Annotated in this window: 30 protein-coding genes and 1 pseudogene; 14 read left to right on the top strand and 17 right to left on the bottom strand. The window is 40.5% G+C overall.

Annotated features, from left to right (window positions below; translation table 11 throughout):
- Window positions 1-25 precede the first annotated feature (25 nt).
- Window positions 26-454 carry a nucleoside deaminase gene (locus I8751_RS22565; protein WP_214441334.1) on the top strand — a complete coding sequence of 143 codons (429 nt, stop codon included), beginning with the start codon at window positions 26-28 and terminating at the stop codon, window positions 452-454.
- 4 nt (window positions 455-458) lie between these two features.
- Here the strand turns inward: I8751_RS22565 and I8751_RS22570 are convergent, their stop codons facing one another.
- Together I8751_RS22570 and I8751_RS22575 are read right to left on the bottom strand one after the other, a co-directional pair.
- Entirely contained in the window at window positions 459-1115 is a 657-nt protein-coding gene (locus I8751_RS22570) for a response regulator (protein ID WP_214441335.1), read from the bottom strand.
- Window positions 1115-2317 (bottom strand): sensor histidine kinase, encoded by a 1203-nt coding sequence (locus I8751_RS22575; RefSeq protein ID WP_214441336.1) that lies wholly within the window; start codon window positions 2315-2317, stop codon window positions 1115-1117. The genes I8751_RS22570 and I8751_RS22575 overlap by 1 nt, the downstream gene beginning before the upstream one ends.
- 262 nt (window positions 2318-2579) lie before the next feature.
- Between I8751_RS22575 and I8751_RS22580 the strand changes: the two genes are divergently transcribed.
- From I8751_RS22580 to I8751_RS22595, 4 genes are all read left to right on the top strand, one after another.
- Entirely contained in the window at window positions 2580-3050 is a 471-nt protein-coding gene (locus tag I8751_RS22580) for a Spy/CpxP family protein refolding chaperone (RefSeq protein ID WP_214441337.1), read from the top strand.
- Window positions 3051-3121: 71 nt separating this feature from the next.
- On the top strand, window positions 3122-3301 hold the full coding sequence (locus I8751_RS22585; protein WP_214441338.1) for a hypothetical protein: 180 nt from the start codon (window positions 3122-3124) through the stop codon (window positions 3299-3301).
- Window positions 3302-3459: 158 nt separating this feature from the next.
- Entirely contained in the window at window positions 3460-3705 is a 246-nt protein-coding gene (gene sipA, locus I8751_RS22590) for a regulatory protein SipA (protein ID WP_214441339.1), read from the top strand.
- Window positions 3706-3761: 56 nt separating this feature from the next.
- Window positions 3762-4166 carry a hypothetical protein gene (locus I8751_RS22595; protein ID WP_214441340.1) on the top strand — a complete coding sequence of 135 codons (405 nt, stop codon included), beginning with the start codon at window positions 3762-3764 and terminating at the stop codon, window positions 4164-4166.
- A 36-nt stretch (window positions 4167-4202) separates the two neighbouring features.
- Here I8751_RS22595 and argB read toward each other — a convergent pair whose 3' ends face one another.
- From argB to I8751_RS22615, 4 genes are all read right to left on the bottom strand, one after another.
- Window positions 4203-5105 carry an acetylglutamate kinase gene (gene argB, locus I8751_RS22600; protein ID WP_214441341.1) on the bottom strand — a complete coding sequence of 301 codons (903 nt, stop codon included), beginning with the start codon at window positions 5103-5105 and terminating at the stop codon, window positions 4203-4205.
- A gap of 114 nt (window positions 5106-5219) precedes the next feature.
- A complete protein-coding gene (locus I8751_RS22605; protein ID WP_214441342.1) occupies window positions 5220-5495 on the bottom strand; it encodes a hypothetical protein in 276 nt (91 codons plus the stop codon).
- A 75-nt stretch (window positions 5496-5570) separates the two neighbouring features.
- Entirely contained in the window at window positions 5571-5783 is a 213-nt protein-coding gene (locus I8751_RS22610) for a type II toxin-antitoxin system HicA family toxin (RefSeq protein ID WP_214441343.1), read from the bottom strand.
- Between the two features lie 2 nt (window positions 5784-5785).
- Window positions 5786-5980, bottom strand: coding sequence for a type II toxin-antitoxin system HicB family antitoxin (locus tag I8751_RS22615; protein ID WP_214441344.1), 195 nt, complete (start codon window positions 5978-5980; stop codon window positions 5786-5788).
- A gap of 126 nt (window positions 5981-6106) precedes the next feature.
- Here I8751_RS22615 and I8751_RS22620 point away from each other — a divergent pair, with 126 nt between their 5' ends.
- Window positions 6107-6709: a Uma2 family endonuclease gene (locus I8751_RS22620; protein WP_214441345.1), complete on the top strand. Its 603-nt coding sequence runs from the start codon at window positions 6107-6109 to the stop codon at window positions 6707-6709.
- A gap of 16 nt (window positions 6710-6725) precedes the next feature.
- Here I8751_RS22620 and I8751_RS22625 read toward each other — a convergent pair whose 3' ends face one another.
- Both I8751_RS22625 and I8751_RS22630 read right to left on the bottom strand, forming a co-directional pair.
- A complete protein-coding gene (locus tag I8751_RS22625) occupies window positions 6726-7271 on the bottom strand; it encodes a shikimate kinase (RefSeq protein ID WP_214441346.1) in 546 nt (181 codons plus the stop codon).
- 162 nt (window positions 7272-7433) lie between these two features.
- The gene (locus tag I8751_RS22630; RefSeq protein WP_318780358.1) at window positions 7434-8999 is read right to left on the bottom strand and encodes a helix-turn-helix transcriptional regulator; all 1566 of its coding nucleotides are present in this window, start codon (window positions 8997-8999) and stop codon (window positions 7434-7436) included.
- A 466-nt stretch (window positions 9000-9465) separates the two neighbouring features.
- On the opposite strand from I8751_RS22630, the gene I8751_RS22635 reads away from it, so the two are divergent.
- A complete protein-coding gene (locus I8751_RS22635; RefSeq protein WP_214441347.1) occupies window positions 9466-9660 on the top strand; it encodes a hypothetical protein in 195 nt (64 codons plus the stop codon).
- Between the two features lie 14 nt (window positions 9661-9674).
- On the opposite strand, the gene I8751_RS22640 is transcribed toward I8751_RS22635, so the two are convergent.
- From I8751_RS22640 to I8751_RS22650, 3 genes are all read right to left on the bottom strand, one after another.
- Window positions 9675-10391, bottom strand: coding sequence for a LapA family protein (locus I8751_RS22640; protein WP_214441348.1), 717 nt, complete (start codon window positions 10389-10391; stop codon window positions 9675-9677).
- 93 nt (window positions 10392-10484) lie between these two features.
- Entirely contained in the window at window positions 10485-11105 is a 621-nt protein-coding gene (locus I8751_RS22645) for a flavin prenyltransferase UbiX (protein WP_214441349.1), read from the bottom strand.
- 17 nt (window positions 11106-11122) lie between these two features.
- Entirely contained in the window at window positions 11123-13477 is a 2355-nt protein-coding gene (locus tag I8751_RS22650; protein ID WP_214441350.1) for a ribonuclease R family protein, read from the bottom strand.
- Between the two features lie 892 nt (window positions 13478-14369).
- On the opposite strand from I8751_RS22650, the gene I8751_RS22655 reads away from it, so the two are divergent.
- On the top strand, window positions 14370-15230 hold the full coding sequence (locus I8751_RS22655; protein WP_214441351.1) for a hypothetical protein: 861 nt from the start codon (window positions 14370-14372) through the stop codon (window positions 15228-15230).
- A gap of 97 nt (window positions 15231-15327) precedes the next feature.
- On the opposite strand, the gene clpP is transcribed toward I8751_RS22655, so the two are convergent.
- Window positions 15328-15939 (bottom strand): ATP-dependent Clp endopeptidase proteolytic subunit ClpP, encoded by a 612-nt coding sequence (gene clpP, locus I8751_RS22660; protein ID WP_214441352.1) that lies wholly within the window; start codon window positions 15937-15939, stop codon window positions 15328-15330.
- A gap of 742 nt (window positions 15940-16681) precedes the next feature.
- On the opposite strand from clpP, the gene I8751_RS22665 reads away from it, so the two are divergent.
- From I8751_RS22665 to I8751_RS22685, 5 genes are all read left to right on the top strand, one after another.
- Entirely contained in the window at window positions 16682-18760 is a 2079-nt protein-coding gene (locus I8751_RS22665) for a thioredoxin domain-containing protein (protein ID WP_214441353.1), read from the top strand.
- Between the two features lie 24 nt (window positions 18761-18784).
- On the top strand, window positions 18785-19165 hold the full coding sequence (locus I8751_RS22670; protein ID WP_214441354.1) for a VOC family protein: 381 nt from the start codon (window positions 18785-18787) through the stop codon (window positions 19163-19165).
- Between the two features lie 31 nt (window positions 19166-19196).
- Window positions 19197-19418: a hypothetical protein gene (locus I8751_RS22675; RefSeq protein WP_225894336.1), complete on the top strand. Its 222-nt coding sequence runs from the start codon at window positions 19197-19199 to the stop codon at window positions 19416-19418.
- A gap of 8 nt (window positions 19419-19426) precedes the next feature.
- Window positions 19427-19684 carry a type II toxin-antitoxin system RelE family toxin gene (locus I8751_RS22680; protein WP_214441355.1) on the top strand — a complete coding sequence of 86 codons (258 nt, stop codon included), beginning with the start codon at window positions 19427-19429 and terminating at the stop codon, window positions 19682-19684.
- A 178-nt stretch (window positions 19685-19862) separates the two neighbouring features.
- Window positions 19863-20456, top strand: coding sequence for a molybdenum cofactor guanylyltransferase (locus I8751_RS22685; RefSeq protein ID WP_225894354.1), 594 nt, complete (start codon window positions 19863-19865; stop codon window positions 20454-20456).
- Window positions 20457-20761: 305 nt separating this feature from the next.
- On the opposite strand, the pseudogene I8751_RS29825 reads toward I8751_RS22685, so the two are convergent.
- The 4 genes and pseudogenes from I8751_RS29825 to I8751_RS22700 all read right to left on the bottom strand — a co-directional run.
- Window positions 20762-20839: pseudogene (locus tag I8751_RS29825) on the bottom strand (type II toxin-antitoxin system HicB family antitoxin); the annotation flags it as partial.
- Between the two features lie 67 nt (window positions 20840-20906).
- The gene (locus I8751_RS22690; RefSeq protein WP_214441357.1) at window positions 20907-21143 is read right to left on the bottom strand and encodes a 2Fe-2S iron-sulfur cluster-binding protein; all 237 of its coding nucleotides are present in this window, start codon (window positions 21141-21143) and stop codon (window positions 20907-20909) included.
- Between the two features lie 125 nt (window positions 21144-21268).
- Window positions 21269-22744: a cobyric acid synthase CobQ gene (gene cobQ / locus I8751_RS22695; protein ID WP_214441358.1), complete on the bottom strand. Its 1476-nt coding sequence runs from the start codon at window positions 22742-22744 to the stop codon at window positions 21269-21271.
- Between the two features lie 304 nt (window positions 22745-23048).
- The gene (locus tag I8751_RS22700) at window positions 23049-23453 is read right to left on the bottom strand and encodes an Npun_F0494 family protein (protein ID WP_214441359.1); all 405 of its coding nucleotides are present in this window, start codon (window positions 23451-23453) and stop codon (window positions 23049-23051) included.
- 189 nt (window positions 23454-23642) lie between these two features.
- On the opposite strand from I8751_RS22700, the gene I8751_RS22705 reads away from it, so the two are divergent.
- Window positions 23643-24080, top strand: a complete 438-nt coding sequence (locus I8751_RS22705) for a peroxiredoxin (protein ID WP_214441360.1) — start codon at window positions 23643-23645, stop codon at window positions 24078-24080.
- 74 nt (window positions 24081-24154) lie between these two features.
- Here the strand turns inward: I8751_RS22705 and I8751_RS22710 are convergent, their stop codons facing one another.
- Window positions 24155-24535 (bottom strand): hypothetical protein, encoded by a 381-nt coding sequence (locus I8751_RS22710; RefSeq protein WP_214441361.1) that lies wholly within the window; start codon window positions 24533-24535, stop codon window positions 24155-24157.
- Window positions 24536-24553: the final 18 nt, after the last annotated feature.

Raw genomic sequence — 24553 nt, forward strand, 5'->3', positions numbered from 1 at the left:
TTATCCTTATCAACACTCAGACAGTATGAACCACGAATATTTTATGCATTTAGCATTGACAGAAGCAAAAAAAGGTGATGCGCCTTATGGTGCAGTGATTGTTAAAGATAATGACGTGGTTGCATTAGCTCATAATACAGTGAGGCGAGATAGTGATCCATCTGCTCATGCAGAAATTAATGTCATTCGCAGTTTAACAGCTAAACTCAAAAACCCTTCTTTAGAAGGTTATAGCATATACACAACTGGAGAGCCTTGCCCGATGTGTGCAACAGCTTGTGTTTGGACGGGTATATCAGAAATTATCTATGGTACTTCAATTAAAGATTTGATTTCGATCAAGCAATCACAAATTGATTTATCTTGTGAAGAGATAATTGCTAAATCATCTAGAAACATAAAAGTGACGAAAGGCGTTTTAAAAAAGGAATGTTTAGAATTATTTAATGAGTGAAATTTTAGCTGTCTAAATAAGATAAAAACGTATTTGCAATAATAGCAGCTTGAGTGCGATCGCGCAAATTTAATCTATTTAAAATATTGGTGACATGGTTCTTTACTGTCCCCTCAGAGATATATAATTGTTGAGCAATTTCTCGGTTATTAGCACCTGTAGCAATTAACCGCAAAACTTCTTTTTCTCTGGGAGTCAGTTCCGCTAAATTAGGTGGCACAGGTGGTAACTGAGTTGGTGTCATATTGGGAAACTGAGTCAAAAGTTTTTTGACGATTCCTGGCCCTAGTTGTGTATATCCTTTATAAACTGCACGAATAGCAAAAGCTAATTCTTCTGATGGTGTATCTTTCAATAAATACCCCATTGCCCCATTTTTTAAAGCTGCTGTTACATATTCATCATCATCAAAAGTTGTAAGGATTAAAACTTTAACTCCAGCAAACCGCTTTTGAATTTCTCGCGTAGCTGCAACTCCATCCATGATAGGCATTCTGATATCTAGCAATACTACATCTGGTTGTAATTGTGCTACTAAACTAATCGCAATTTCACCATTCTCTGCCTCTCCTACTATTTCTAAATCTGCTTCCAGTTCTAATAATGCTTTCAAGCCTTGACGAATTAAACTTTGGTCATCTACAAGCAACACTTTAATCATCAGAGCAACCTTGATAAAGGAATATCAACTATAATTTGACAACCAGAACCAGGAGTACTATTAATATTAAACTTACCTCCTAGAGCTAAAGTGCGATCGCGCATACTTTGTAATCCAAAACCAGTAGTATTTTGCTGGAGATCAAAACCTCTACCATTATCTTGAATCATCAAATATAAACTACCTTTAGTCATCATAATATCTAGCTTAATTTCTGTAGCTTCTGCATATTTAGAAATATTCGTCAATGATTCTTGAATAATCCGGTATATAGCAGTGTTAACTTCCGCAGCTAGAGGATGAACAAGGCTAATTTGACAAATTGGTAGAATGCTATTTGAACGATGAAAATCTTCTGCTAATAAACGAATTGCCTGAGTCAAAGATTGTTCTTGTAAAGGATTAGAACGCATCGTTGAAACAGACTGTCGCACATCTTGTAATGCTTTTGAGCCTAATTCTTTAGCTTGCATCAAGAAGCTGTGGGACTTAGCTGGGTTACATTGAGATAGTTTGAGAGCAGTTTCTAATTGAAGATTTAAAGCAGTTAAAGAATGCCCTAATGAATCATGAATTTCACGAGCAATGCGGTTACGTTCTTCTAGGGTAGCTTGATTTTCAATTCGCAAAGCATATTGCCGCAGTTTTTCGTGAGCGATCGCTAATTCTTCTCGACTTTGTCGTTCCGATAATACTGCATTCATCAAAAGTAATACAAAAACTAAACTTAAACCAAATAATAAAGCTAAACTAAAACTAAAAAACCGAAATTTCTCTTGGTCTTGAGGCCGTAGAGGAAACCTTGGAAACCGATGTTGCAGTGTTAGCAAAAAGAAGATAAATGATAATCCTGTAACTAATAAACGTCCCGGTAACTTAAAAATTAAACAACTACGAGTGACTAAAATTATATATAAGAATGGAAATAGTCGAGCAGTTCTTCCGCCAAAAATTCCAGTTACTAAAATTAATAAAATCTCACTAGCTGTGTAAATTATTTTACTAAACTTGTTACTAGTAGGTAATCTTAAACCCATTAAGCCAAATAGAATTAGGCTACAAATCGTAAGTTCGGGAAACTTGGGAGAAAAGCGAGGCGAAGGCGGTAGTACGGCAGAAAAAACAGCGATCGCTAATAATATCCACTCCAAATAAAGCAGAAACCGAAAAGGATGATTTGTAATTTGAATTGGACGGCTCATACTATTTAAATTTTAGACTTGGAATGATTACAGCCTTATTCTGAAACAATTAGAACAAAGTAAAAATTTTTTACTGTAATATATCAACATTGCCCACAGGTTTATATATTTACTGTAATTTATGCATAATTATGAATCAGATTTTGCCAGACTGAATCATGACCAAAGTCATGGGTATAACCATGACTTTCTCCTCATGTATTTGCTGGATGTAAGTTTCTATGATGGTGACATCCAACCAGGAAAAAGACCAAGGTCATAAATGAAACTTAAGTCATTGTCATTGATAGCTGGAGCGATTGCCTTAACTTTAACTGCAATCCCCTTTACAGTTAAAGCACAAACAGGCTCCTCTTCACCTTTGATAGTTGCACAAACTCCCAAAAAAGAAAGAGGCTTTTGGCAAAGCTTAGAACTCACGGACACACAAAAAGCCCAAATGCAGTCAATTCGCAACGACACTCGCGCCAAGATGGAGGCAATTCTCACTCCAGAACAAAAAGCGAAGTTGGCAGCTGCAAAAGCTCAACGTCAAGCAGGTCAAGGTCAACGTTCACGTAAAGGTTGGGGTGAACTGAATCTGACTGAAGCGCAAAAAACCCAAATGCGACAAATTAAAGAATCATCCAAACAACAAATGCAAGCTATCCTGACTCCTGAACAGCAGGCTAAACTCAAAGAACTTCAAGAGAATATGAGACAGCGCCGTCAACAACGTCAACAAACCCGCTAATCAAAAAAGCCAGGGTGAGAAGCGACTCACCCTCCTAAATTCCAATATTTCATATTATGTTGGCTCTAGGAATGTTGCGAGTCCTCCATAAAAATTTAAATTATCGACAAAAATTCAGCTGGAATAGACTATGGCAAGCATATCAACGTGGTCATCATTCACAGCTGAATCCAGATACTTGGGAACCAGAGTTGCTTTGGCACTTACCTTTAACTGATGTGCAAGCATTATTTTTCCTGGTCAAAAATTAATAGACTTCTTGCAGAAGGTGGGAAAGAAGATAAAATTTTATCTCCTTTCCTTTTCTCTCTTCTTCAACAAGACTACAAAATTACGAATTAATATCATCCCCTAGTAAAAGTTAGGAGTTATGAGTTATGAGTTAATCAAAACTCTTAGCTCTTTTAGCATGTCCAACGAATTCGCCATTGGTAGTAAAGTCCGTGTTGTGGCACTACCGCCCTACGTCAAAACAGCAGATCCCATGCCCATGCTACGTCCCCCAGATGTGATTCGTATTGGCGAAGAGGGTATAGTTCTTGACCGCCGTCCTGGAGGATATTGGGGTATTCGCTTTGCAAAAGGAGCGTTTCTCCTAGATAGCCAATACATCGAAAGCACAGAAACCCCTCCCGAATCTCACTTGGAGCAATAATAAAATTAAGAGGGAACTCATAAAAATTCAGTTTATTAAATCCAGGTGAGTACAATATGCTAAAAATCAAGCATTCGCCACTGACTTGTCTGGGAGTAGGAATAACTCTGGCAACGATCGCAGCTATGAGCTATCCAGTTTATGCCCAGTCTGCAATCTGGATTAATGGCGCTTCTGGAGTTAGCAATTCGCCGGCCGTTGGTTCATTTATTTACGGTAGTCCCATTCCTACTCCTATGCCTGTAGATCCAGCAACAGGATTAATGCCAAGTCGCACTAATTACCCCGCTTATTCCTATCCACGCGTCAGGCAAAAAGTGAGAAATTCGACGCTAATTAATCCAACCTTAATTAATCCCGTAATTCGTGACTCAACGTTAGTTAATCCAGTGATTATCAATAATTCCAGACATGGCAGACCATTGAGGCACCGATCGCGGATTATTTTGACTTATCCTTAAAAATTTTTAGGTGGGTAAATAGCCCACCTACCTCATTCATTCCCGTTTTTGGGCAAACTGGGAACCGGAAATCATAGTTCCAATACCAACATCTGTAAAGATCTCTAGTAGCAGAGCGTGGGGAATGCGACCATCGATAATGTGGGCTGCACTGACTCCTTGAGCAAGCGATCGCACACAACAATTTACTTTCGGAATCATCCCCCCACTAACTACACCACTTGCAATCAGTTCACGAGCTTCACGAATATCTACTTTCGGAATCAAGGTAGATGGATCTTTGTAATCTTTTAAAATGCCTTGTGTGTCAGTCAGTAAAATTAACTTTTCTGCACCCAGTGCAGCAGCAATTTCACCAGCTATGGTATCGGCGTTAATGTTGTAAGCTTGCCCTTGATCGTCTGCGGCGACGCTAGACACTACCGGAATATAGCCGCTGCTAGAAAGGGTTTCCAATATTTTGATATTTACATTGCTGACTTCCCCTACAAAGCCGATGCCTTCTTGATCTTGGGGACGGGCTGTAATTAAATTCCCATCTTTACCGCAAAGCCCCACTGCCAAGCCTCCAGCCCGGCTAATCAAAGAAACAATTTCTTTATTAACTCGACCTACTAACACCATTTCTACCACATCCATTGTAGGGGCATCGGTAACTCGCAGACCATTCTTAAATTGGGCTTCGATTCCCAGTTTATTTAACCAACTATTAATTTCTGGGCCACCCCCGTGTACGAGGATGGGACGCAAGCCGACGCAGGATAAAAAGACAATATCCCGCATAACTTTGTCTTTGAGGGCGCTATCTTTCATTGCGGCACCACCATATTTCACAACAACTGTGCGACCGGCAAATTGTTGAATGTAAGGTAATGCTTCGCTGAGTACACGCACACGAGTGGCTTCAGCTTGCCTGATGTATTCAGAATCGTTGTCCATTACAAGGAGCCGTTAAAACTTAAAATATATCCAGTCAGTGTAGAACGACTTTGGAACGTGTAACAATCTCTCATGTCAAATATTTTGTAAAAACTCTGCTTCTGTGCTTTTTCATTAACGGCGATGATCACGCTGCGATCGAATAATTAGTCCTACCAAGCCAACTACAATGGCGATAATCAATAAAGGTAGTAGATTAAAACTAATACCAGAGCCATCTGCCTCATTTTTCCAGCGCAAAATCCATAACGCACCGTCACCAATTGCAAATGAAGGAACGCGCAGTAATAGGAAGAGTGCTGGTAGTCCCAAAAAAATAATGATTAAGATTAAAAACGTGATAGCGCTCAAACTCAACCAAGTTTTTAAATTTGACGTTTTGTTTCTCATGTACCAAGCTCCTTCATTAATTGAATTGGCTTGATTTACTCGATTTAGTCGAGTTTTGAAAAAGGCGATCGCAGACTATAAAAGTTGTTTGAACTCTTCAATTGCCAATCCCGCATCTTTAATGATTCCAGCCATCGTATAGGCATTGACTGGGTTAGCTCTGGGAATGGTGATGATACGCTCACCATCAGTCATTGTAATATGTTTACCTTGCCTAATAACTTGAAATCCTACTTTTTCCAAAGCTTTAACAGCTCTCAGGTGATTAATCCCCGGAAGTTTCGGCATTTTTACCCTACTTCCACATATCGAGCATCGGCATCCTGAGTTAATTCCTCAACCACCTCTAAATAGGCTTGAATGGCATCCTTAATATTTTCTAAAGCCTCTTCTTCTGTCTCACCCTGAGACCAGCATCCTGGTAAACCAGGACACCATACAGCATATCCTTCCTCACTCTTTTGTAATCTAATTTTGTAGCGCATATTTGCATTTTAACTACAGTTTTCTTTATTTTATTCTGGAATAAAATTGTGTACCCAGTGCGATCGCACTCTGCAAAACTCTAGAATTAAGCTACCCCTAAGATTTCTATTTCCAGGGAAACTTAAATGACGACGCTGTTAATTCAAACTGAAAATACACCTTTAACAGTCAATTTTCCCTTCCTTGTGCAGATGACAAGTGAGCAATTCTATGAGTTATGCCAAGTCAATCGAGAATTGCGAATTGAGCGTAGTGCTAATGGGGAAGTAATCATCATGCCTCCAGCTTTTTCAGATACAGGCAATCGTAACTTTAATATTGCCGCACAACTGGGAAACTGGACAGAACAAGATGGTAGTGGGATTGGCTTTGATTCCAGTACAGGTTTTACGCTACCTAATGGAGCTATGCGTTCTCCTGATGCATCTTGGATTGAACTGGAGCGATGGAACGCTTTAACTGAGTCACAAAAAGCTTCTTTTGCACCAATTTGTCCTAACTTTGTCATTGAGCTACGCTCTGCTAGCGATCGCCTCAGCATATTACAAGACAAAATGCAAGAATATATCGACAATGGTGCATCACTAGGCTGGTTGATTGATCGAAAGAATCGAAAAGTTTATATCTATCGTCCTGATCAAGAACCTGAAATTTGGGATCATCCCGAAGTAGTTAGTGGTGATCCAGAATTACCGGGATTTGTGCTACGAATGACCAAAATTTGGTGAAGCGATCGCTTTTATCTTAATGAGAAACTTGTGGCTTAAGTACGCTCGGAATCATTTCCATGACTCTGTTAGCAATTTGTTCCGGTGTTTCTTCATGATTCACGGTAATTTTGAGATCAGCTTGGGAATAAAGTGGTGTGCGTTCTTCTATGAGCGATCGCAGTTTGCCTTTAGGGTCAACATCTTGTAATAGTGGTCTTGTGGTATCTTCTGCCAAACGGTTGTAGAGTAGCTCCACTGGTACATCTAGCCACACAATCAAACCGTGATGCAGGTAACTCCAGTTTTCTTGTCGCATCACAATTCCCCCACCTGTGGCTATAGTCAGCTTGGTATAAGCACAAACTTGGGCTAGTACATCACTTTCTAGCTGACGAAATGCTGCTTCCCCTGCTTCGGCAAATAGTTGATTGATAGATTTTCCTGCTGCTTGGGCAATTACATTATCGGTATCTACAAATCCATAACTTAATTGCTTTGCTAGTAACTGTCCTACTGTAGTCTTACCAGCGCCCATCATTCCAATTAAGTATAGGTTGACTCCTTGCAATAAACTGCTCACTAGTCACTTCACTCCAGTGATAAATTATGAGTACTGAGTTATGAGTTATCTTAACTTCTAACTCTTTACTTTACTTTAAATCTCCGCATTGATATGACTTTCTCTGGTGTAATTTTTTAATTGTGCAACCAAAATTGTATGATTGCTTAATAGATAGTTTTCTTATTCTTCACTTAATTTAAAATTTTCTTCTATTAAATGTTCAATTATATATTCCCTCAACACATGGCTTAGGCAAAAGCTAGATGCCTGCCTTTCAATTAGCGTAGGCGAAGCCTTCTCGATTAGAGATCGCCTTTGTAATAACTCTATAGACTCTAGTATTAATCTTTGCGATAGCCGTGGCGATAAACCCGGTATATTATGCTGTTGCAATTCCTTTACGGAAACAAGATCTTGCTTCACTGTTAACAAATAAAGTATATGCTTTTCTAGTTGAGACAAACGATTGAATTGCTGAGCTAAACTCGCTCTAATATCTCCAAAAACTACAATTTTCTGTTCTATAAATTCATTAATATTGCCAAAAAATAGTTCTTGAATAGCGCTAGCAATTAATTTTAAAAATAATGGGTTGCCTGCATACCAGTCAAACAATAATTTAGATGTCTCTTTTGACACACCAATTAAGCTTTTATCTTTGATAACTAATATTCCTTCTTGTTCATTTAAACCATTCAATTTTAAAGAATGAACAGGTAGTTGATCTCCCTCTAAAGCAGCAATCTCTGAAGTTTTTTCCCGACTCGTTAATATTAAGCAACTTTGATGTTGTAACTCTCCTACCCGTCGAATCAACTCTCCATACATCTCATATCCTTGACTATATTGAATCTGAGAAAGTAGAGAAATGCTAGAAGTATTTTTTATGCTTGTGGTGGTAGTGTAGTTAGTATGATTTTCTACTTGTACATACTCGTCGCTACTGTTCAAAATCGAGTCAAAATGATCTAAGACAATTAGACAGCGTGAAGAACGTAAGCAATCTATCAGTTGGGAAATTTTGCTTTCTATTGTTTTGGCAATTTTTGTCTCTGGTTGTGGAGATAAAGTCTTAATTAGCTGATTCAATATCTCCTCTAGGGAGGGGGCAAGACGTAGCGATCGCCAAATAACATATTGAAACTGATCTTGAATTTCTTGTGCCAGTTTGACAGAAAAAGCGGTTTTACCAATGCCAACCATACCCAAGACTAGCACTAAGCGGCAGCGTTCTTGCACAATCCATTTTTGAATTTTTGCTAGTTCTGTTTTGCGTCCGTGAAACACACTGACATCTATTGCTTCACCCCAATCTTGAATCTGGGTTGATTTTATTTTTACTAAATCAGTTTCTGGTTCTTGAAGTGTTTTTTTAGGGTTAATTGCTGGTTGTAGTTGTAATCTTCCTTTTTTATACCCTGCTTTTTCTAGTAAATGAGTCACACGACTCCAATTTTTTACCTTGACTGAGTGTTCTATTTGGTTACTCAGCAGTTCTTCTATGTATTTATATAACCCATTTGATAGATAAACCCTTACTGTACTACTGCTACGACTTTGATACACTATAGTGGCAATTTCAGCAGGGCTATAACCACAAAGTAAACCTCTGAGAAATTTTTTTTCTACAGGTGTTAGGGCTTTTCCTTTAGTTGACGCTAAATCTATGTATAACTTTTCTAATTCCCAATTACTTTTAGCCTCTATAAATTCCTCTTCTATTTGATTGGAATCAGTTGCTGCCATTATCGTTATTTATGTATTTATTGTAACTCAGGCAAGATCCTAACGATTCTTCAATGAAATCAGAATAAATAAAAGATGAATTTATAACGAATTTAATAACTTTCGTTAGGTGACTTGGCAGTTGTTGCTTAGGTATCGTTGGCTTAACGGAAATTTCATAAGGCTTGTTTGAAACTTTAAGTGAACAAATTCTGTCAATACAAACTAACAGGACTCTTTACTCTGGTGGGCGGATTTAGTTGTACATAATACTGTGTTTTAACTACACAGTATATCAACTTCTAAAACTTCGCTATAGCAAGCTTCAATCAACAAAATGTTGCAAATGAAGGTGTAAAAAATGACTTCAATTCTGATTATTTTCCAAAAAAGGTTTGGTAACTTGAAGGCTTAAGCACAAAAACTACTGCATATTCCACCGGAGTAAGACCAAATCAATCAATGTGGTATGTAAGAGGCATCAACCATGACTCGAATTCGTGACGTTGTGCAACAAGCTTTGACAACTGGTTATCTGACGGTTGAAGCAGAAAACCAACTACGGCATCTGTTGACCACCCCGTATGACTTGGAAGATTTAAATGCTTTCATGACTTTGCAGGAAGCTGCTATGAACGGTAAAGTCAGGCAAGAGTCCCGTGAAAGGTGTAGTATAAGATAGCCATAATTAGAGCTTTACGGACGAGAGGGCTTGTCTTCATCTTCAAAATCATCGTCCTCAAAAAATTCCCAGTCATCATCATCGCTATTATCAGCTTGATTACTAGCTGGTGGTTGATAAGGGGGAATAATTACCCGGTAATCAGCATCGTAGACAGATTCTGTTTTTCCTACCGCAGTATTTTTGGGTTCGCGGTAGCTGTAGGAGTAGACTGAGCCAGACTGAGAACCACTTTTGGGTTCTTGTTGACGTTCATAAGTTTGAGAGTCTTGAAACGGTTGAGTTTTAGGATTAGGGGTAGGCGTTTCTGTTGGCTTATCGTCCAAGTTCCAATCATCATCTGTATTGTTGCTTGTTTCCCAATCGTCAAATTCTTCACTAGCATCACTAGCAGCGTACTCTGTTCTACTAGCTCGCGGTGGCGGACTGGAAGGGGGAGGTATAGGTTCTTCCCGCCGGGCGGCTCTTGCACGAGGTGAAGCCGTCCCCGACTTTAAAGGAGTTTGACGTTGCTGTCCCCCAAAGTAATTTGATAATTTGAACAAGGCACTGATTAGTACAGATGTAAAAGCTCCAGTGGCAATACTGAACAATATCCACATTGCTAGTGGTAATGGTTGAGTCCGCATCCCCAAAAACACTAGCGGTAGGACAGGCGACCAGTTTTGAACTAACAACAGTGTTAGTCCTCCTAGTACAGCCACTAACAGAATTAAGCGAATTACAGCCATAAAAAAGGATGAAGGATAAAGAATAAAGGATGAAGGATAAAGGATGATAGATGAAAATTTTTACTTCATACTTCACACTTCATACTTCATACTTTAACGATGACCTTGCCAACGCTGAATAGGGATGCAATCAATATCCAGCTGATCTAAAGCACGGGCTACTACAAAATCAACTAAATCTTCAATGGTTTGAGGATTGTGATACCAAGCAGGAATAGCAGGTACAACTCTGACTCCGGCTTCTGCCAAAGTAGTTAAGTTTCGCAGATGAATCAGGCTAAAAGGTGTTTCACGAGGAACGATAACCAGCTTGCGCCCTTCTTTAAGTTGAACATCTGCTGCTCGTTCTAATAAGTCGGAACTCAAGCCATTTGCTAGCTTGGCCACGGTACTCATGCTACACGGCATAATAATCATCCCCAAGGTGCGAAAGGAACCACTAGCAATCCCAGCTCCGACATCACTCCAAGGATGACAGTTAAGTTTCCCACCAACGGGGACTCCAACTTGTTCCCGCCAGAATTGCTCTTGAGCAGTTGGTTCTGCTGGCATTCGAGTATCCTGTTCTGCTTGCCAAACCATGTATGTTGATTTAGAGGCAACTAGTTCAATCTCATAATCAGCTGCGAGCAAATATTTGAGAGCGCGAACAGCGTAAATTAGACCAGATGCACCTGTTACGCCTAATATCAGGGGATTGGGATGATGTGACACGCGATTATTAGCAAAGTTTATTCATCGTCAGCATAAGATTCTAAATCGTCAGACTCCATATCGTCTAAGTAGATGTCTGATGCATCATCGTCATTGACATCAGTGACAGTCGATCCTTTAGCAATACCATCACTACCGACAGTGACTAAATCAATTTGCTGGCGATAGTAATCGACGCTTTTAACTTGTACAGCTACACGATCGCCTAGTCTATAAGAAGCGCGATTTTTGCGGCCAAAGAGTGCTTGTTGTCTGGCGCGGTATTCATACCAATCATCTTTGAGGGAACTGACATGTACCAGTCCTTCCACCCGTAAAGGTACGCCAGGATTGCTACCAGCTTTTGCTTCTGCTGCTGGTACTTCAATTTCCACAAAGAAGCCATAAGATTGAACACCAGTAATTACCCCTTGAAACACCTGCCCAATGCGCTGTTTCATGAGTTGGGCTTTTTGTAATCCAGCTAAATCGGCTTCAGCTTCTTGGACTTCTTTTTCTCTATCGTTAATCTGAATAATTACCCGATTCAAGTCAGTTTGGATTTCTTGTTGCAATTCTGGGGGTAAAACATTCCAGTTAATTTCTGTGTGAGAAGAAGAGTGTCGCAGGTTAACTCGCTCTTTTACACGGGTATTGCGGCGATCGCGTCCGTGTTCTATCAGCCTATAGTACACTCGCTGCATCAGTAAATCTGGGTAACGCCGCAAGGGGGAACTACAGTGAGTGTATTGCTCTAGTGCCAAACCAAAGTGCATTCCTTTAGTGGTACTGTACGTAGATGGTTTGAGTGTGTCCTGTAATAAATATGTCAGCACTTGCTCCGATGGAGATTCTGCAAAAGCCCTAGTTAAGTGTTGATAATCCAGGGGCTGGATCTCTACTTCTGGTTCTAATGACAGTTCCACACCTAAGTTGATGGCCAATTTCAGCATTTCCTGGACATCTTCGGGATCGGGTGTGCCTTGAACTCGCCAAATCGCAGGAATACCTAAGGCGCTTAAGTGGTTAGCCATCAGTTCGTTAACCAATAGTACCAATTCTGTTAATAGCGATCGCACTGGTAAATCATTCACCACCACAGCCCCCAAAATTCCCTCATCATGGTAAGGATTTTGGCTAGAAGGTAGATTCAACTGCAAGCTTCCACGAGCTAAACGCACCTGTTTGACTGCTTTTTGCAATTTTTCTAAATTTTGCAGCAGTTGAACTACTTGCTCAGATGCATTTTGAGATTCATCGGTGAGAATTGCTTCTGCTTTTTGCCTGCTAAGGGCAGTGTCTACGTTGATCACACTGGGTTGAATTTCCCACTCCAACACTTCTCCCGATTGGGGATCAATGGTGATTAAAAAAGAAATAGCTAAGCGATCGCTTCCGGGTAATAAGGCGCAGCGTTCTGCTACAGTTTCAGGTAGCATTGGCAGCACTAGTTCTCCCAAATACACTGATTTACCCCGTTTAAATGCTTCTCTATCTAGGTGTTCGTCAGGTTGTACATAATGAGAAACATCGGCAATGTGAAAGCCTAAACGCCAATTACCAGAGGCAGTTGTTTCTAAGCTCAAAGCATTTTCTACTGCTTTGAGATCACCGTTGACTCCAGCGATCGTAACGGTAAATAAATTACGTAAATCTAACTTGTTTTTGAGATCGGCTTTTAGTAGTCTTTTCGGTAATTTGGCTGCTGCTTCTAAAACTGCGTCTGGGAAATTACGGGAAAGATCGTGTTTACATGTAACTAAATCGATATCAGCAGCAGCTTCGGCATCACTACCGAGAATTTGCACTACCCGACCCAATGGGGGATATTGTGCTAAGGGGTAACGCAATACTTCTACATGGGCAAGGTGATCGAGGGCTTCTTCTAATTTCATGCCGTTGGTTTGGATTTTCAGTTCAAACAGCAGTCGATCATCCAAAGGTACTGCTCGAAAACCACCTTCTATCTGCTTGATGCGAGCTAATAAAGTGTGATTAGAACGTTCTAGAATGAGCTTGACTTCTCCTTCTGGAGATCGGCGACGACTACCTTCTTTGAGAACTCTCACCAAAACGCGATCGCCATTCCAAGCATTACTCAGGTGACTTTCGCGGATATAAATATCCTCGGCTCCTTCCACATCTTGAATAGCAAAGCAAAAACCTTTGCTAGAACACCGAAGTTTGGCTTCGATCATGCCTTCTTCTGTGACGCGGCGATACTTGCCCCGTTCTTTCACCAAAAGCCCAATTTTCTCCAGTACTTCTAAGGCAATGTGAAGTTTTTGTAAACTGTTTTCGTCCTCGCAACCAAGTTTCTTTTCTAAAACTTTACGAGCTACCAATTTGTCATCCGTGAAATTGGCTAATAGTGTAGCGATTGAAAATTCCATGCAGTGAACCGACCTTTGGTCAAAACATCATTTTTGGTTTAATCTGGTTCTTTCCTGTAGACCCTCATGGCTTACAGACACTAGCTGGAAACGACTTGCCCTGAGGCAGGGTTCCTATTCCAAAGAAGGAAACCAACCTTAGAAATTCTCACTGCACGACAATCTCAGAGTTTGCCTGCGTTTAAGTCTCTTCACCTAAGCAAACTGAAACAGTACGCCTGATTGAAATTTTACCCCACTAGGTAATTACGCGAAGGGTTTTTGAGAGCCTGGGTTAGTGTAACTCTCCACGCTGCCCAAAAGCGCTATCAGGGGAAACCACAGGTGTTTGATTGTCTAGCTTGAAGGTACTTTTACGCCATTAGACTCTGATCTTTAACTAGGAGAAACTGCTGATCAACCTAATTTTGCCACATGTAGAATCGGTAACAATTAGATAAGCAGCTTAACAAGCAGTGAGGGCGAACCTTATCTCCATTATTGTAGATTTAGAGCGTACTTCTAGGAAATAGTTCCGGATATAGAATTGGGTAATCAGTATAGCATTGAAGGTGAGCCCACCTAGTACTCGACCGACCCAAAATTGACGGTTTAGGACTGACGCGGGGATACGAAGACGCGGAAAATTTTAAAAAGTAATACAGTTTTTCAGCAAAAGTCCAAAATTGGCTCAACATATCGCTACTGCTACAATCAGGACACAGTTAGAATTAAAATACCTCCATAGATACACTGTGGGCAGGGTTTGTCATCTCCCAATGTGGTTGCAAATCCAGCAAAGCCTTTTTGTAACTGGGATGGAAGAAGATATAAAAACGGGGGGCAATCTGTCACTGGGGCAGACAGTTAGCATCAACCCATTATTCAGCAGACTTAGATTGGTGGCATTATTATGTTGGCTCAATTCCAGAGATTGTATCCCAACGGCAGTCTTACATCCGAATTAGTAGAAATTTTTCAAGGAAAATATATTGTCCGGGCCAGCGTGCAAATTGCAGGCGAAACCCGCGCTACAGGTATGGCAGCGGCAGAAACAGTGGAAGTGGCAGAAGACCAAGCCAGAACTAGGGCACTAATAGTTTTGGGTATAACTAGTTCACCACCAGCAACAGTATTTTCTCCAAAAACCACATCCCAGGCACAGCTAAATCCTGCCGTGAACACAACAGCAGGATTGAATGAGACTACCTTTGCTTCTGCAACAGATGAGGATTTTAGCGGTACTCAGTGGTCAACTAGTAACCAAGAAATATCCATACCACCTGTTCGTGAACAAAATATCCAACCAAATTTGGTAGAAAATGATACGTTAAAAACAAGCAACAACAATACTTATAGCCAGGATTTAAATCAGAACTTTCCTATAACTAACAATCAAGAATCAGAATTTGAAACCCCAAGAGAAAACTTGGAAACGACCTCTGAAAATCAGTCAGAAATTCCACTCTTTCCGGAAATTTCATCTCCTAGTAATGTCACACCGTTTACACCCCGCAGTTTCAATCAGCAAGAGAATGTAAGTACTTTATCAGGGGTAGGCAAAAAAAAGAAGAAAAATGAACCAGTAAATTTATCTGATGTAATTGCAAAAACCGATGTTCAAATCGAGCGCTTAGGTTGGACGAAAGATCAGGGAAGGGAATATCTCAAAAAAACCTATGGTAAGTTAGGACGCTCTTTGCTGAGTGAAGAAGAGTTATTGGATTTCTTAAGATATTTGGAATCTCAACCAGACCCGCTAGCGGGATTTTAATGAGTTCAGAGTGGATGCAATACGGTTCGTGTAGCTTTCACCTTTAGGATGAAGGTCACACGTACACGAATCGTATTGGGAGTGAACTTATTGAATACTAACTGACAGCAGCAACTACTGGACGACTACCAGCAGCGTGACGGTCAATCACTTGGTCAATCAAACCATAATCTTTAGCTTCCTCTGGCGACATAAAAAAGTCGCGTTCAGTATCTTCAGCAATACGCTCAATTGGTTGACCTGTGTGTTCAGCTAAATAGCTGTTTAGCTTACGTTTGTGATAAAGAATTTCCCGCGCCTGAATTTCAATATCAGTTGCTTGTCCTTGAGCGCCACCTAAAGGTTGATGAATCATAATCCGAGAATGGGGTAGACTCATCCGTTTACCCTTAGCACCAGCACTGAGAAGAAAAGCTCCCATACTTGCTGCTAGCCCGGTACAAATAGTACAAACATCAGGACGGATGTGCTTCATCGTGTCGAAAATGCCCATACCAGCAGTTACCGAACCACCAGGAGAATTGATGTACATGTAAATGTCTTTCTCCGAGTCATCAGCATCTAAAAACAGTAGTTGGGCAACAATTAAGTTAGCTAAATTGCTATCAACCTGTTGTCCTAAAAAGATGATGCGCTCACGCAACAGGCGTGAGTAGATATCAAAGGCGCGTTCGCCCCGACCCGATTGTTCAATGACGATAGGAATCATGCAGCGTGCTTGTAGCTATTTTACATCCATTTTATCTATGACAACGGCTGATTGTTGTCCTCTCCCCAAGGTAAGCTAATTTATTCTCTACTTGGCAGATGCATAAATCTCTCTGGGCACTTTTTATAAGGAAAAGCGTCTTAAGAAATAAGCTCATTTGGTTAGGGAAAAAACAATCACGAAATCCCTAGCGTCGTCAAACCTGAAAATGGGGTTTGCTACACCATTTTGGTAGCCTAGCGACCAGACCAATGACTACATAAGTGCTAGTAAATTTTCGTCAGCTATTGGTAACTTTTTCAACATTTATTTAGCTTTTTTGTGATCAGTTATCCGGTTATTAATCTCAAAATCCGGTAAACCAATAGTACGGCGTGTATTTACAGTAGTTCATCCTACTTGCAATGCTATCAACCAAGGGAGACCTGCCATGCCCGAAAAACTTGTGCAAGCCGCCATCATTACTTTCTTGCTCCATCTGATAGCAGGACTTAGCCCAAACCATTCCAGAATTCAGACAAGAGTAATATCACCTACCCAAGAAACGCCTGCAACGCTCGTCAGTTTTCTGTGGCGACCGTTTAAGTAAAAATATCTTTCTACACGAAAAAACTAAAAAAACTTTTGACTCAAGAGTATAAGTTGTTTGTTGCGTTTCTTGTGCATGTATTTAAACATCTAGGCTAACACCTTGAGGAACAGGGTAGACTGGGCTAAGAAGGCAACTATCTGCATCCTAATCATGACTAATCGCCTTGCTGAAGCTAAGAGTCTCTACCTCCGCAAACACGCCGACAACCCAATTGATTGGTGGCCTTGGTGTGATGAAGCTCTCGCAACTGCAAGGGCACAAAATAAGCCCATCTTTCTCTCCATTGGTTACTCTAGTTGTCACTGGTGTACTGTCATGGAAGGCGAGGCTTTCTCGAATTTAGCTATTGCCGAGTACATGAATGCTAATTTCTTGCCCATCAAAGTAGATAGAGAAGAAAGACCCGACCTCGACAGCATTTACATGCAGGCTTTGCAGATGATGAGTGGTCAAGGAGGTTGGCCTTTAAACATTTTTCTTTCTCCTGACGATTTAGTACCGTTTTACGCCGGTACTTACTTTCCCATTGATCCCCGCTATGGTCGTCCCGGTTTTTTGCAAGTGTTGCAAGCTCTTCGCCGCTACTACGATACAGAAAAAGAGGACTTGCGCCAACGCAAAGCCTTGATTATCGAATCGCTACTGACTTCTGCGGTATTGCAAAACGGTGCTACTCAAGAAGCTCAAACAAATGAATTGCTCAAGCAAGGCTGGAAAACCAGCACGAGCATAATTACTCCGAATCAATACGGTAATAGTTTTCCCATGATTCCTTATGCAGAATTAGCGCTGCGGGGAACTCGGTTTTTGTTCCGTGGCTCTGATTGGGAACGGGAATTTCAGGATGATGGCAAGCAAATTTGTACTCAAAGGGGACTAGATTTAGCCTTGGGAGGCATTTATGATCATGTAGGCGGCGGTTTTCATCGTTATACTGTTGACGCTACTTGGACAGTGCCTCACTTTGAAAAGATGCTCTATGACAATGGTCAGATTGTTGAGTATTTAGCGAACTTATGGAGTACTGGAGTTCAAGAAGCAGCGTTTAAACGAGCAGTTGCGGGTACTGTTGAATGGCTACAACGAGAGATGACTGCCCCGGAAGGTTACTTTTATGCTGCTCAAGATGCCGATAGCTTTCTTAGCCCCACCGCAGTAGAGCCAGAAGAAGGAGCATTTTATGTCTGGAGTTACAGCGAACTAGAACAACTGTTAACGCCAGAGGAACTAACGGAATTACAACAAAAGTTTACAGTAACTCCTAATGGCAACTTTGAAGGTAAGAATGTCCTCCAAAGACGTGATTCGGGACAATTAAGTGCAACATTAGAAATCGCATTGAGCAAGTTGTTTACTGCTCGTTATGGTGATGCACCAAATGTACTGAAGACTTTTCCTCCTGCTGCTAACAATCAGGAAGCAAAAACTCATGACTGGCCAGGTCGCATTCCTTCGGTGACAGATACAAAAATGATTGTGGCCTGGAATAGCTTGATGATTTCTGGGTTAGCAAGAGCTGCTGGAGTGTTCCAAGAACATTTGTATGTGGAAATAGCTGCACGAGCAGCGACTTTCATCTTGCAGCATCAATTTGTTGATGGGCGTTTCCATCGACTTAATTATCAAGGCCAAGCAACTGTGCTGGCGCAGTCAGAAGATTACGCTTTATTTATTAAAGCGCTGTTGGATTTACAAGCTTGTTGTCCTGACCAAAAAGACTGGTTAGAACAAGCGATCGCTCTCCAAGATGAGTTTGATGAATTTCTTTGGAGTGTAGAATTAGGTGGCTACTACAATACCTCCAGTGATGCTAGTCAAGATTTAATTGTACGTGAGCGTAGCTATGCAGATAATGCTACACCATCAGCCAACGGAGTCGCGATCGCTAATTTAGTCCGTCTAGCTTTACTTACCGATAATCTACATTACTTAGATTTAGCCGAACAAGGTTTAAAAGCTTTTAGCAGTGTCATGGATAGCGCTCCCCAAGCATGTCCTAGCTTGTTCACCGCCTTAGATTGGTATCGTAACTCTACCTTAATTCGTAGTACCATTGAGCAAATTAAATCTCTCATTCCTCAATATTTACCTGTAGCAGCGTTTAGTATCGTCTCAAATTTACCAGCAGGAAGCATTGCCTTAGTTTGTCAAGGTTTGAAATGTCTTGCACCTGCAACAAGTTATGAGCAAATGCTACAGCAAGTGCAGCAAAGTCAAACTAGAGGATGATTTAAAACACTGAACGTATAATTTATGAGTAAACAGCCTGTACTGAAAAACATCAGCCCCATGATTCCGGCTGGCAATGATTTAGAAAAATCTATCGCTTTTTATGAACAACAGCTTGGCTTTAAATTAATTCATAAAGAAGGCAACCCAATTACTATGGCGGTTGTCAAGCGCGACTTTGCAGAAATTTTTCTTTTAAAAAATGACGATCAACATCTTGCAGAATGGACAACCTTTCGCATTCAAGTTGATGGTATTGAGCAACTATATCAGGAATTTCAAGCACATGGCGGACACATAACTCATCCAAACGGTCAGTTGCAAACAAAACCTTGGGGAATGAAGGAGTTTGCAATTATTGATGTAGCTGGTGTGTGCATTACTTTTTGTGAACCAGAAAATTGATGAAGTCTATCTATTATATAAATAAAGCAAAATGGCAATAAAAAGCGAACAAGAAAGACAAGAAATAATCAAATCTATCGACGTGTTGTTAAACCAAGCATACGACAGTGTTTTAGATGAAATACTCGCGTATTTACGAAGAATTGATGATATGGAAGATGAAGAAGATTTACAAGCTGTTAAAGAAGCTAGAGAAGATAGACGTATCAATGGTGCTGTGTCTTGGAATGAATATAAAGAATATAACAAATAAACCGCTTAATGTATCAAATTGAATTGACAAAGAGTGCTACAAAACAACTAAATAAACTACCAATTAACATTAAAGAACGCATTGATGCCAGAATTTTAGATTTGGCTATAGAACCTCGTCCAGATGGAGTTAAAAAAATAAAAGGTGATGAAAATTCTTATCGAATTCGAGTAGGAGATTACCGCATAATATATGAAATATATGATGAAATTTTACTAATAAGTGTAGTTAAAGTAGGGCATAGGAGTAAAATTTATAAAGACTAAACTTGATAAATGAAAGGCTGTTTATAAATTGGTGCGTTAAGCATTATTATAACGCACCCTACAATTTCAGTTTACTTTAATAAATCATCTCTAAGAAAATCTCAAAACTAGTGACAACATTGAGGTACAGGGAGGAGGAGATAAGGATATAGAAGTACAAATAACAAATGGCTCACAACTGTTATCCGCCATTGTCTTAGCTGGTGGTAAAAGTTCACGTATGGGACAGGATAAAGCTTTGCTTCCTGTTCAAGGAATACCTTTATTGCAGCGAATTTGTCGAATTGCGGCGGGTTGTGCTGATAATGTTTATATTGTTACTCCCTGGCCAGAACGCTATCAACACTTAATATTGCCTCATTGTCAGTTTATTCAAGAAATGCCGTTGTCTGGTGAAACTGGCAATGAACCTTTAAATCACGGGCCGTTGGTAGGGTTTGCTCAGGGACTTGCACAGGTACAAACTGAGTGGGTGCTGTTACTTGCTTGCGATTTACCTAAGTTGCAGATTGATGTTTTGCAAGCATGGATAAAAGGACTTGATAAGGTAGAAGATGAAGCGATCGCAGCTTTAGCTTATTCAAATAAAGGTTGGGAACCTCTGTGTGGTTTCTATCGCAGTCGCTGTTTACCCCAACTTTTAGAGTTTATCAACCAAGGGGGGCGATCGTTTCAGCAATGGCTGAAACACCATCCAGTAAAAGTTTTGCCCTTACCAAAGCCGGAAATACTGTTTAACTGTAATACACCAGAAGACTGGGCTTTGATTTGATGTATACAGTGTTTTAACCAAACATAACCTGAAAACTAAGAGTAATAAATTTTACTATTATCATTCTTAAGAAAAAGCATATTTGTTATCTAACAAACAATAGTTGATCGCACTATTACTATATATTGAGGTATAGCTTTTCTCAATAAACCTTGTATAGCTCATGGCGAGTAGTGCGGTCATGTGTTCCTAATGGAATTTTGACTGATGTTCCTACTCGCTTTTTTCCATATTTACAGATAAAAGTGGTCTTAACGATTGGTTACTGCCAATTCGTAAGTATTGCCATGAGTTCGCCAGTATTATCCAGGAAGATCTGGTACTCCTACCAAGAAACAATTGTCTTCTTCTGACCATTGAATAACAGTCTGGTATTTTAGCATTGCTTTTCCTAAAGATACAACCGCTATTTTCAAAAAGATATCAGTTAGATTCTATAAAGTTCAAAAATTACCAAGTTGGATCACTAAACAGATTTATCGTCAATTCTTCTTGGGGTGGTATTGCTGTAATACAAGCGCGGATGACATCACCATCTTCAAGTTCCACAGTGCAAGCATGACAAGACCCCATCAGACAGCCTGTAGGAATAAACACTCCAGCCCGATCTGCGACATCCAGGAGGGCTTCTCCCACTTCGGCATTAACGGTGACATCATCTGGCAAAAAGCGGACGCGAACATTCATGAAATAAATAGCCTAGCTTAGTACAGCTTTGCGTAAAATTGTAGCGTTTTTAAATGCTGAATCAGCGCAAGGGGATGCAGATTTATACCAACTTTAAATTTGCTACAAATTAATGAAATGCTTTACTAAGGCAAAAAGGGTGTTAAGTCTAAATAGTTTTCAACTTCGGTAGCTAGTGAATCTAAAATTTGCTCTCGCTGTTCCCGATAGTTAGCAACACCAGTCGGCAAAGATTTCAAACCCCTTTGTTGACGCAGGCGATTTAACCAAGCGCGCCGCCAAGGGCCATTATCAAATAGCCCATGTAGATAACTACCCCAAACTGATTGACAGCTATCCACTAACCCTAAATTAACATCATCAAATAAGGGTTGGAAGGCTTTGCTATCACCTTGTTGCTCTATGCGCGATCGCCCTTGGTGAATTTCAAATCCATTGACGGGCAAACCCATCTGCGGATAATTTGAGCTAACTTGGCGTTGACGAGCTATTTTCTGTCCTGTAATTACAGTTCTAATTGGTAAGAGATTCAATCCTTGAAATCTACCTGCTTGTCCTTCAATTCCCTCTGGATCAGCGATCATTTGCCCCAGCATTTGATAGCCGCCACAAATACCCAAAACTGTGCCACCAGATGCGGCATAATTTTGTATTGCTTCCGCCATACCGCTTCTTTGTAGCAATAACAAATCAGCAACTGTGGTTTTTGTACCTGGAATAATCACAGCATCGGGGTGTCCCAAATCTTGCTTTGGACTTAGGTATTTTACGGAAACTGTAGGTTCTGATTCCAGTGGGTCAAAGTCGGTAAAGTTGGCAATTCTTGGTAAGCGGATAACAGCAATATTGAGATCAGCTTGAGTTTTGAGTGAGTTACGTTCCAACAAATCAAGAGAGTCTTCTGCTGGGAATGTTTCTTGGAAATAAGGGATAACACCTACAACAGGAATACCGATACGGGCTTCTAACCATTTTATTCCTGGCTCTAGGAGCGATCGCTGTCCCCGGAACTTATTAATCACAATGCCTTTAATGAGTTGGCGTTCATCTGGTTCTAGTAACTCTAAAGTGCCTACCACATGGGCAAAAGCACCACCTCTGTCAATATCAACTACTAATATAGTTGGTGCATTCAAGTACTTTGCCACTCGCATGTTTGTCAAGTCGCGGTGCTTGAGATTAATCTCTGCTGGACTACCAGCGCCTTCACAAACCAGCAAATCAAATTCTGTACTTAAATGCTGTAGCGATTCTTCAATTGTCCGCCAACCCAGTTCAAAGTATTGCTCGTAGTAATCTGCGGCATTAACTTTGCCAACAGATCTCCCTTTGATAATTACTTGGGAGGTCATATCTCCTTGGGGTTTGAGTAAAATAGGGTTCATTTCTACCCAAGGAACAACTCCTGCGGCCCAGGCTTGTACTGCTTGAGCATAGCCCATTTCTCCCCCGTTAGCAGTGACATAAGCATTTAAAGCCATATTTTGGCCTTTAAAGGGAGCCACCCGCCAACCACGCCGCGACAAGATACGACAAATAGCTGTAGTTATCAGTGATTTCCCTGCGTGGGATGTTGTTCCCACTACCATAATTGATTTCATAGTCACTATCAGTTTTTCAAAATAAGGGGTAAAAACTCAGGGGATAATATGGCAATCTGCTCATTAGCATTTAGAAAGCCGGGAAGCTTCGAGACTAGATTAAGTACAGGTATTCACCCCAAACCCCAAGGATATCCTAGAGCTTTTGATACCTGCTACCAGCCCATCTCTTTTATCTAACTCCTACCAACACCCGATAAATTCAGTCAGATGATTATGGTAAAGATTTCATCAAGGAGTTTGATGCTTCCGTAGTAATATTGTTCCCTTCGGCTCCCTAATCCTAACTCTTTGGTTTTCGATTCTAAAAAGGTAGTCTAAACCAACGAATCATCGCATTATATAGGCGATCGCTCCATGAGGGAGTAGACCAGTTTTTTCCTTGGTATTTTTCTACTAATTGATGACCTAAGGGAGTGAGGCGAAAACTATCTGTAATTCCTTGACCATCGACTTCTCGGCGGAGAACACCTACTTGAATCAGCCAGTTTAAAGCGTTATCAGATGCCAATTCTGACAAAGGGCGATTGGTGTAGCCATGCTTAACACCATTTTCTGAGGCGATCGCACCCAATGACACACTCTGATGACGCATTGCTTCAAACAATACCAGATTAAAGGGAGAACAAAAGAGCGATCGCTCAGCCCTTTTTTCTGTGCTACGGGAGTAAGAAAATGTTTTTGGGGTTGGGGAATCAGCAGTGGACATTTTGTGTTTGGGGCGATTTTTTTGAATTAAAGATTATTTTTAACGAGTATATTTTAGAACTAGCTATCCAAATTTTTGCAGAATTTTTTAATACGTATTTGTGCTGTTTTTTTTGCTAAATCATCTAATCATTGTAAATTATTGTAAAATTTCAGAGTCATCAATAATCTGAAACAGGAAAGGTTCATTATGCCTCTAGCAGTTGGTACGGATGCACCTGCATTTACCGTCAAAGATACTAACGGCAACACCGTCTCGTTATCTGATTTTGCTGGAAAGACAGTTGTTTTGTATTTTTACCCTAAAGATGACACTCCAGGCTGCACCAAACAAGCTTGTAGCTTCCGGGATGCCCAATCTAATTACCAAGGTAAGAATGTTGTAGTGTTGGGAGTTAGCGCCGATGATGAAGTCTCCCATCAAGCATTTACCCAAAAATATAATCTGAATTTTCCCCTACTGGCTGATAAAGATAAAACTCTGATTAACGCTTACGATGTCGATGGTGGTGGCTATGCCAAGCGTGTCACTTACGTCATTGACCCTAATGGCAAAATCACTCATGTTGATGCCAATGTAAACACAACCACCCACGCCAGTGATGTTTTAGCTGCATTGGGTCTGTAGTTGGTTTGACCGCATAAATTATTTCACATCCGCCTCACCTCACTTGATTTTGGGGTGAGGCTTTTGGTATTCATTCAGTTTTGTGGTTGAGGTGTAGCTTCTGGAAGCGTAACCGCTGGCAAACCTGGAACTACCTGACCTTGCTGCTGTTGGTTTTGAAATCGTTTATTTTGCTCGGCTTTAAACTGTTCGGCGGCTGAATTTAGTTGTTGATTTTGTTGGTCAGGATTCCAATTAAAATTCCCAAAATTTGCCCGATGAATCAGGTCAAACATATTTAAATCACCTGAGTTAGGACGGTAAAACGGATCAGTGTTTTGATCTGTTGTACTACCACCACTGGGAAAAGCATCCACTTGGTTGAGTTGAGCCAAGCTAGGTTGAGCTATCAGTAGAGAACCAAAGCCAATTCCTGCCACAACAAGTCTAGAAAGCTGTAAAAATGGTTTTTTCATTTTTTGTACCTTAAACTA

This window comes from Atlanticothrix silvestris CENA357, from assembly GCF_016056295.1.
Lineage (GTDB): Bacteria > Cyanobacteriota > Cyanobacteriia > Cyanobacteriales > Nostocaceae > Atlanticothrix > Atlanticothrix silvestris.

Coding starts and splice junctions, on each gene's coding strand:
- I8751_RS22565 (WP_214441334.1), top strand. CDS start 26: ATGAACCACGAATATTTTATGCATTTAGCATTGACAGAAGCAAAAAAA.
- I8751_RS22570 (WP_214441335.1), bottom strand. CDS start 1,115: ATGATTAAAGTGTTGCTTGTAGATGACCAAAGTTTAATTCGTCAAGGC.
- I8751_RS22575 (WP_214441336.1), bottom strand. CDS start 2,317: ATGAGCCGTCCAATTCAAATTACAAATCATCCTTTTCGGTTTCTGCTT.
- I8751_RS22580 (WP_214441337.1), top strand. CDS start 2,580: ATGAAACTTAAGTCATTGTCATTGATAGCTGGAGCGATTGCCTTAACT.
- I8751_RS22585 (WP_214441338.1), top strand. CDS start 3,122: ATGTTGCGAGTCCTCCATAAAAATTTAAATTATCGACAAAAATTCAGC.
- sipA (WP_214441339.1), top strand. CDS start 3,460: ATGTCCAACGAATTCGCCATTGGTAGTAAAGTCCGTGTTGTGGCACTA.
- I8751_RS22595 (WP_214441340.1), top strand. CDS start 3,762: ATGCTAAAAATCAAGCATTCGCCACTGACTTGTCTGGGAGTAGGAATA.
- argB (WP_214441341.1), bottom strand. CDS start 5,105: ATGGACAACGATTCTGAATACATCAGGCAAGCTGAAGCCACTCGTGTG.
- I8751_RS22605 (WP_214441342.1), bottom strand. CDS start 5,495: ATGAGAAACAAAACGTCAAATTTAAAAACTTGGTTGAGTTTGAGCGCT.
- I8751_RS22610 (WP_214441343.1), bottom strand. CDS start 5,783: ATGCCGAAACTTCCGGGGATTAATCACCTGAGAGCTGTTAAAGCTTTG.
- I8751_RS22615 (WP_214441344.1), bottom strand. CDS start 5,980: ATGCGCTACAAAATTAGATTACAAAAGAGTGAGGAAGGATATGCTGTA.
- I8751_RS22620 (WP_214441345.1), top strand. CDS start 6,107: ATGACGACGCTGTTAATTCAAACTGAAAATACACCTTTAACAGTCAAT.
- I8751_RS22630 (WP_318780358.1), bottom strand. CDS start 8,999: ATGGCAGCAACTGATTCCAATCAAATAGAAGAGGAATTTATAGAGGCT.
- I8751_RS22635 (WP_214441347.1), top strand. CDS start 9,466: ATGACTCGAATTCGTGACGTTGTGCAACAAGCTTTGACAACTGGTTAT.
- I8751_RS22640 (WP_214441348.1), bottom strand. CDS start 10,391: ATGGCTGTAATTCGCTTAATTCTGTTAGTGGCTGTACTAGGAGGACTA.
- I8751_RS22650 (WP_214441350.1), bottom strand. CDS start 13,477: ATGGAATTTTCAATCGCTACACTATTAGCCAATTTCACGGATGACAAA.
- I8751_RS22655 (WP_214441351.1), top strand. CDS start 14,370: ATGTTGGCTCAATTCCAGAGATTGTATCCCAACGGCAGTCTTACATCC.
- clpP (WP_214441352.1), bottom strand. CDS start 15,939: ATGATTCCTATCGTCATTGAACAATCGGGTCGGGGCGAACGCGCCTTT.
- I8751_RS22665 (WP_214441353.1), top strand. CDS start 16,682: ATGACTAATCGCCTTGCTGAAGCTAAGAGTCTCTACCTCCGCAAACAC.
- I8751_RS22670 (WP_214441354.1), top strand. CDS start 18,785: ATGAGTAAACAGCCTGTACTGAAAAACATCAGCCCCATGATTCCGGCT.
- I8751_RS22675 (WP_225894336.1), top strand. CDS start 19,197: ATGGCAATAAAAAGCGAACAAGAAAGACAAGAAATAATCAAATCTATC.
- I8751_RS22680 (WP_214441355.1), top strand. CDS start 19,427: ATGTATCAAATTGAATTGACAAAGAGTGCTACAAAACAACTAAATAAA.
- I8751_RS22690 (WP_214441357.1), bottom strand. CDS start 21,143: ATGAATGTTCGCGTCCGCTTTTTGCCAGATGATGTCACCGTTAATGCC.
- cobQ (WP_214441358.1), bottom strand. CDS start 22,744: ATGAAATCAATTATGGTAGTGGGAACAACATCCCACGCAGGGAAATCA.
- I8751_RS22700 (WP_214441359.1), bottom strand. CDS start 23,453: ATGTCCACTGCTGATTCCCCAACCCCAAAAACATTTTCTTACTCCCGT.
- I8751_RS22705 (WP_214441360.1), top strand. CDS start 23,643: ATGCCTCTAGCAGTTGGTACGGATGCACCTGCATTTACCGTCAAAGAT.
- I8751_RS22710 (WP_214441361.1), bottom strand. CDS start 24,535: ATGAAAAAACCATTTTTACAGCTTTCTAGACTTGTTGTGGCAGGAATT.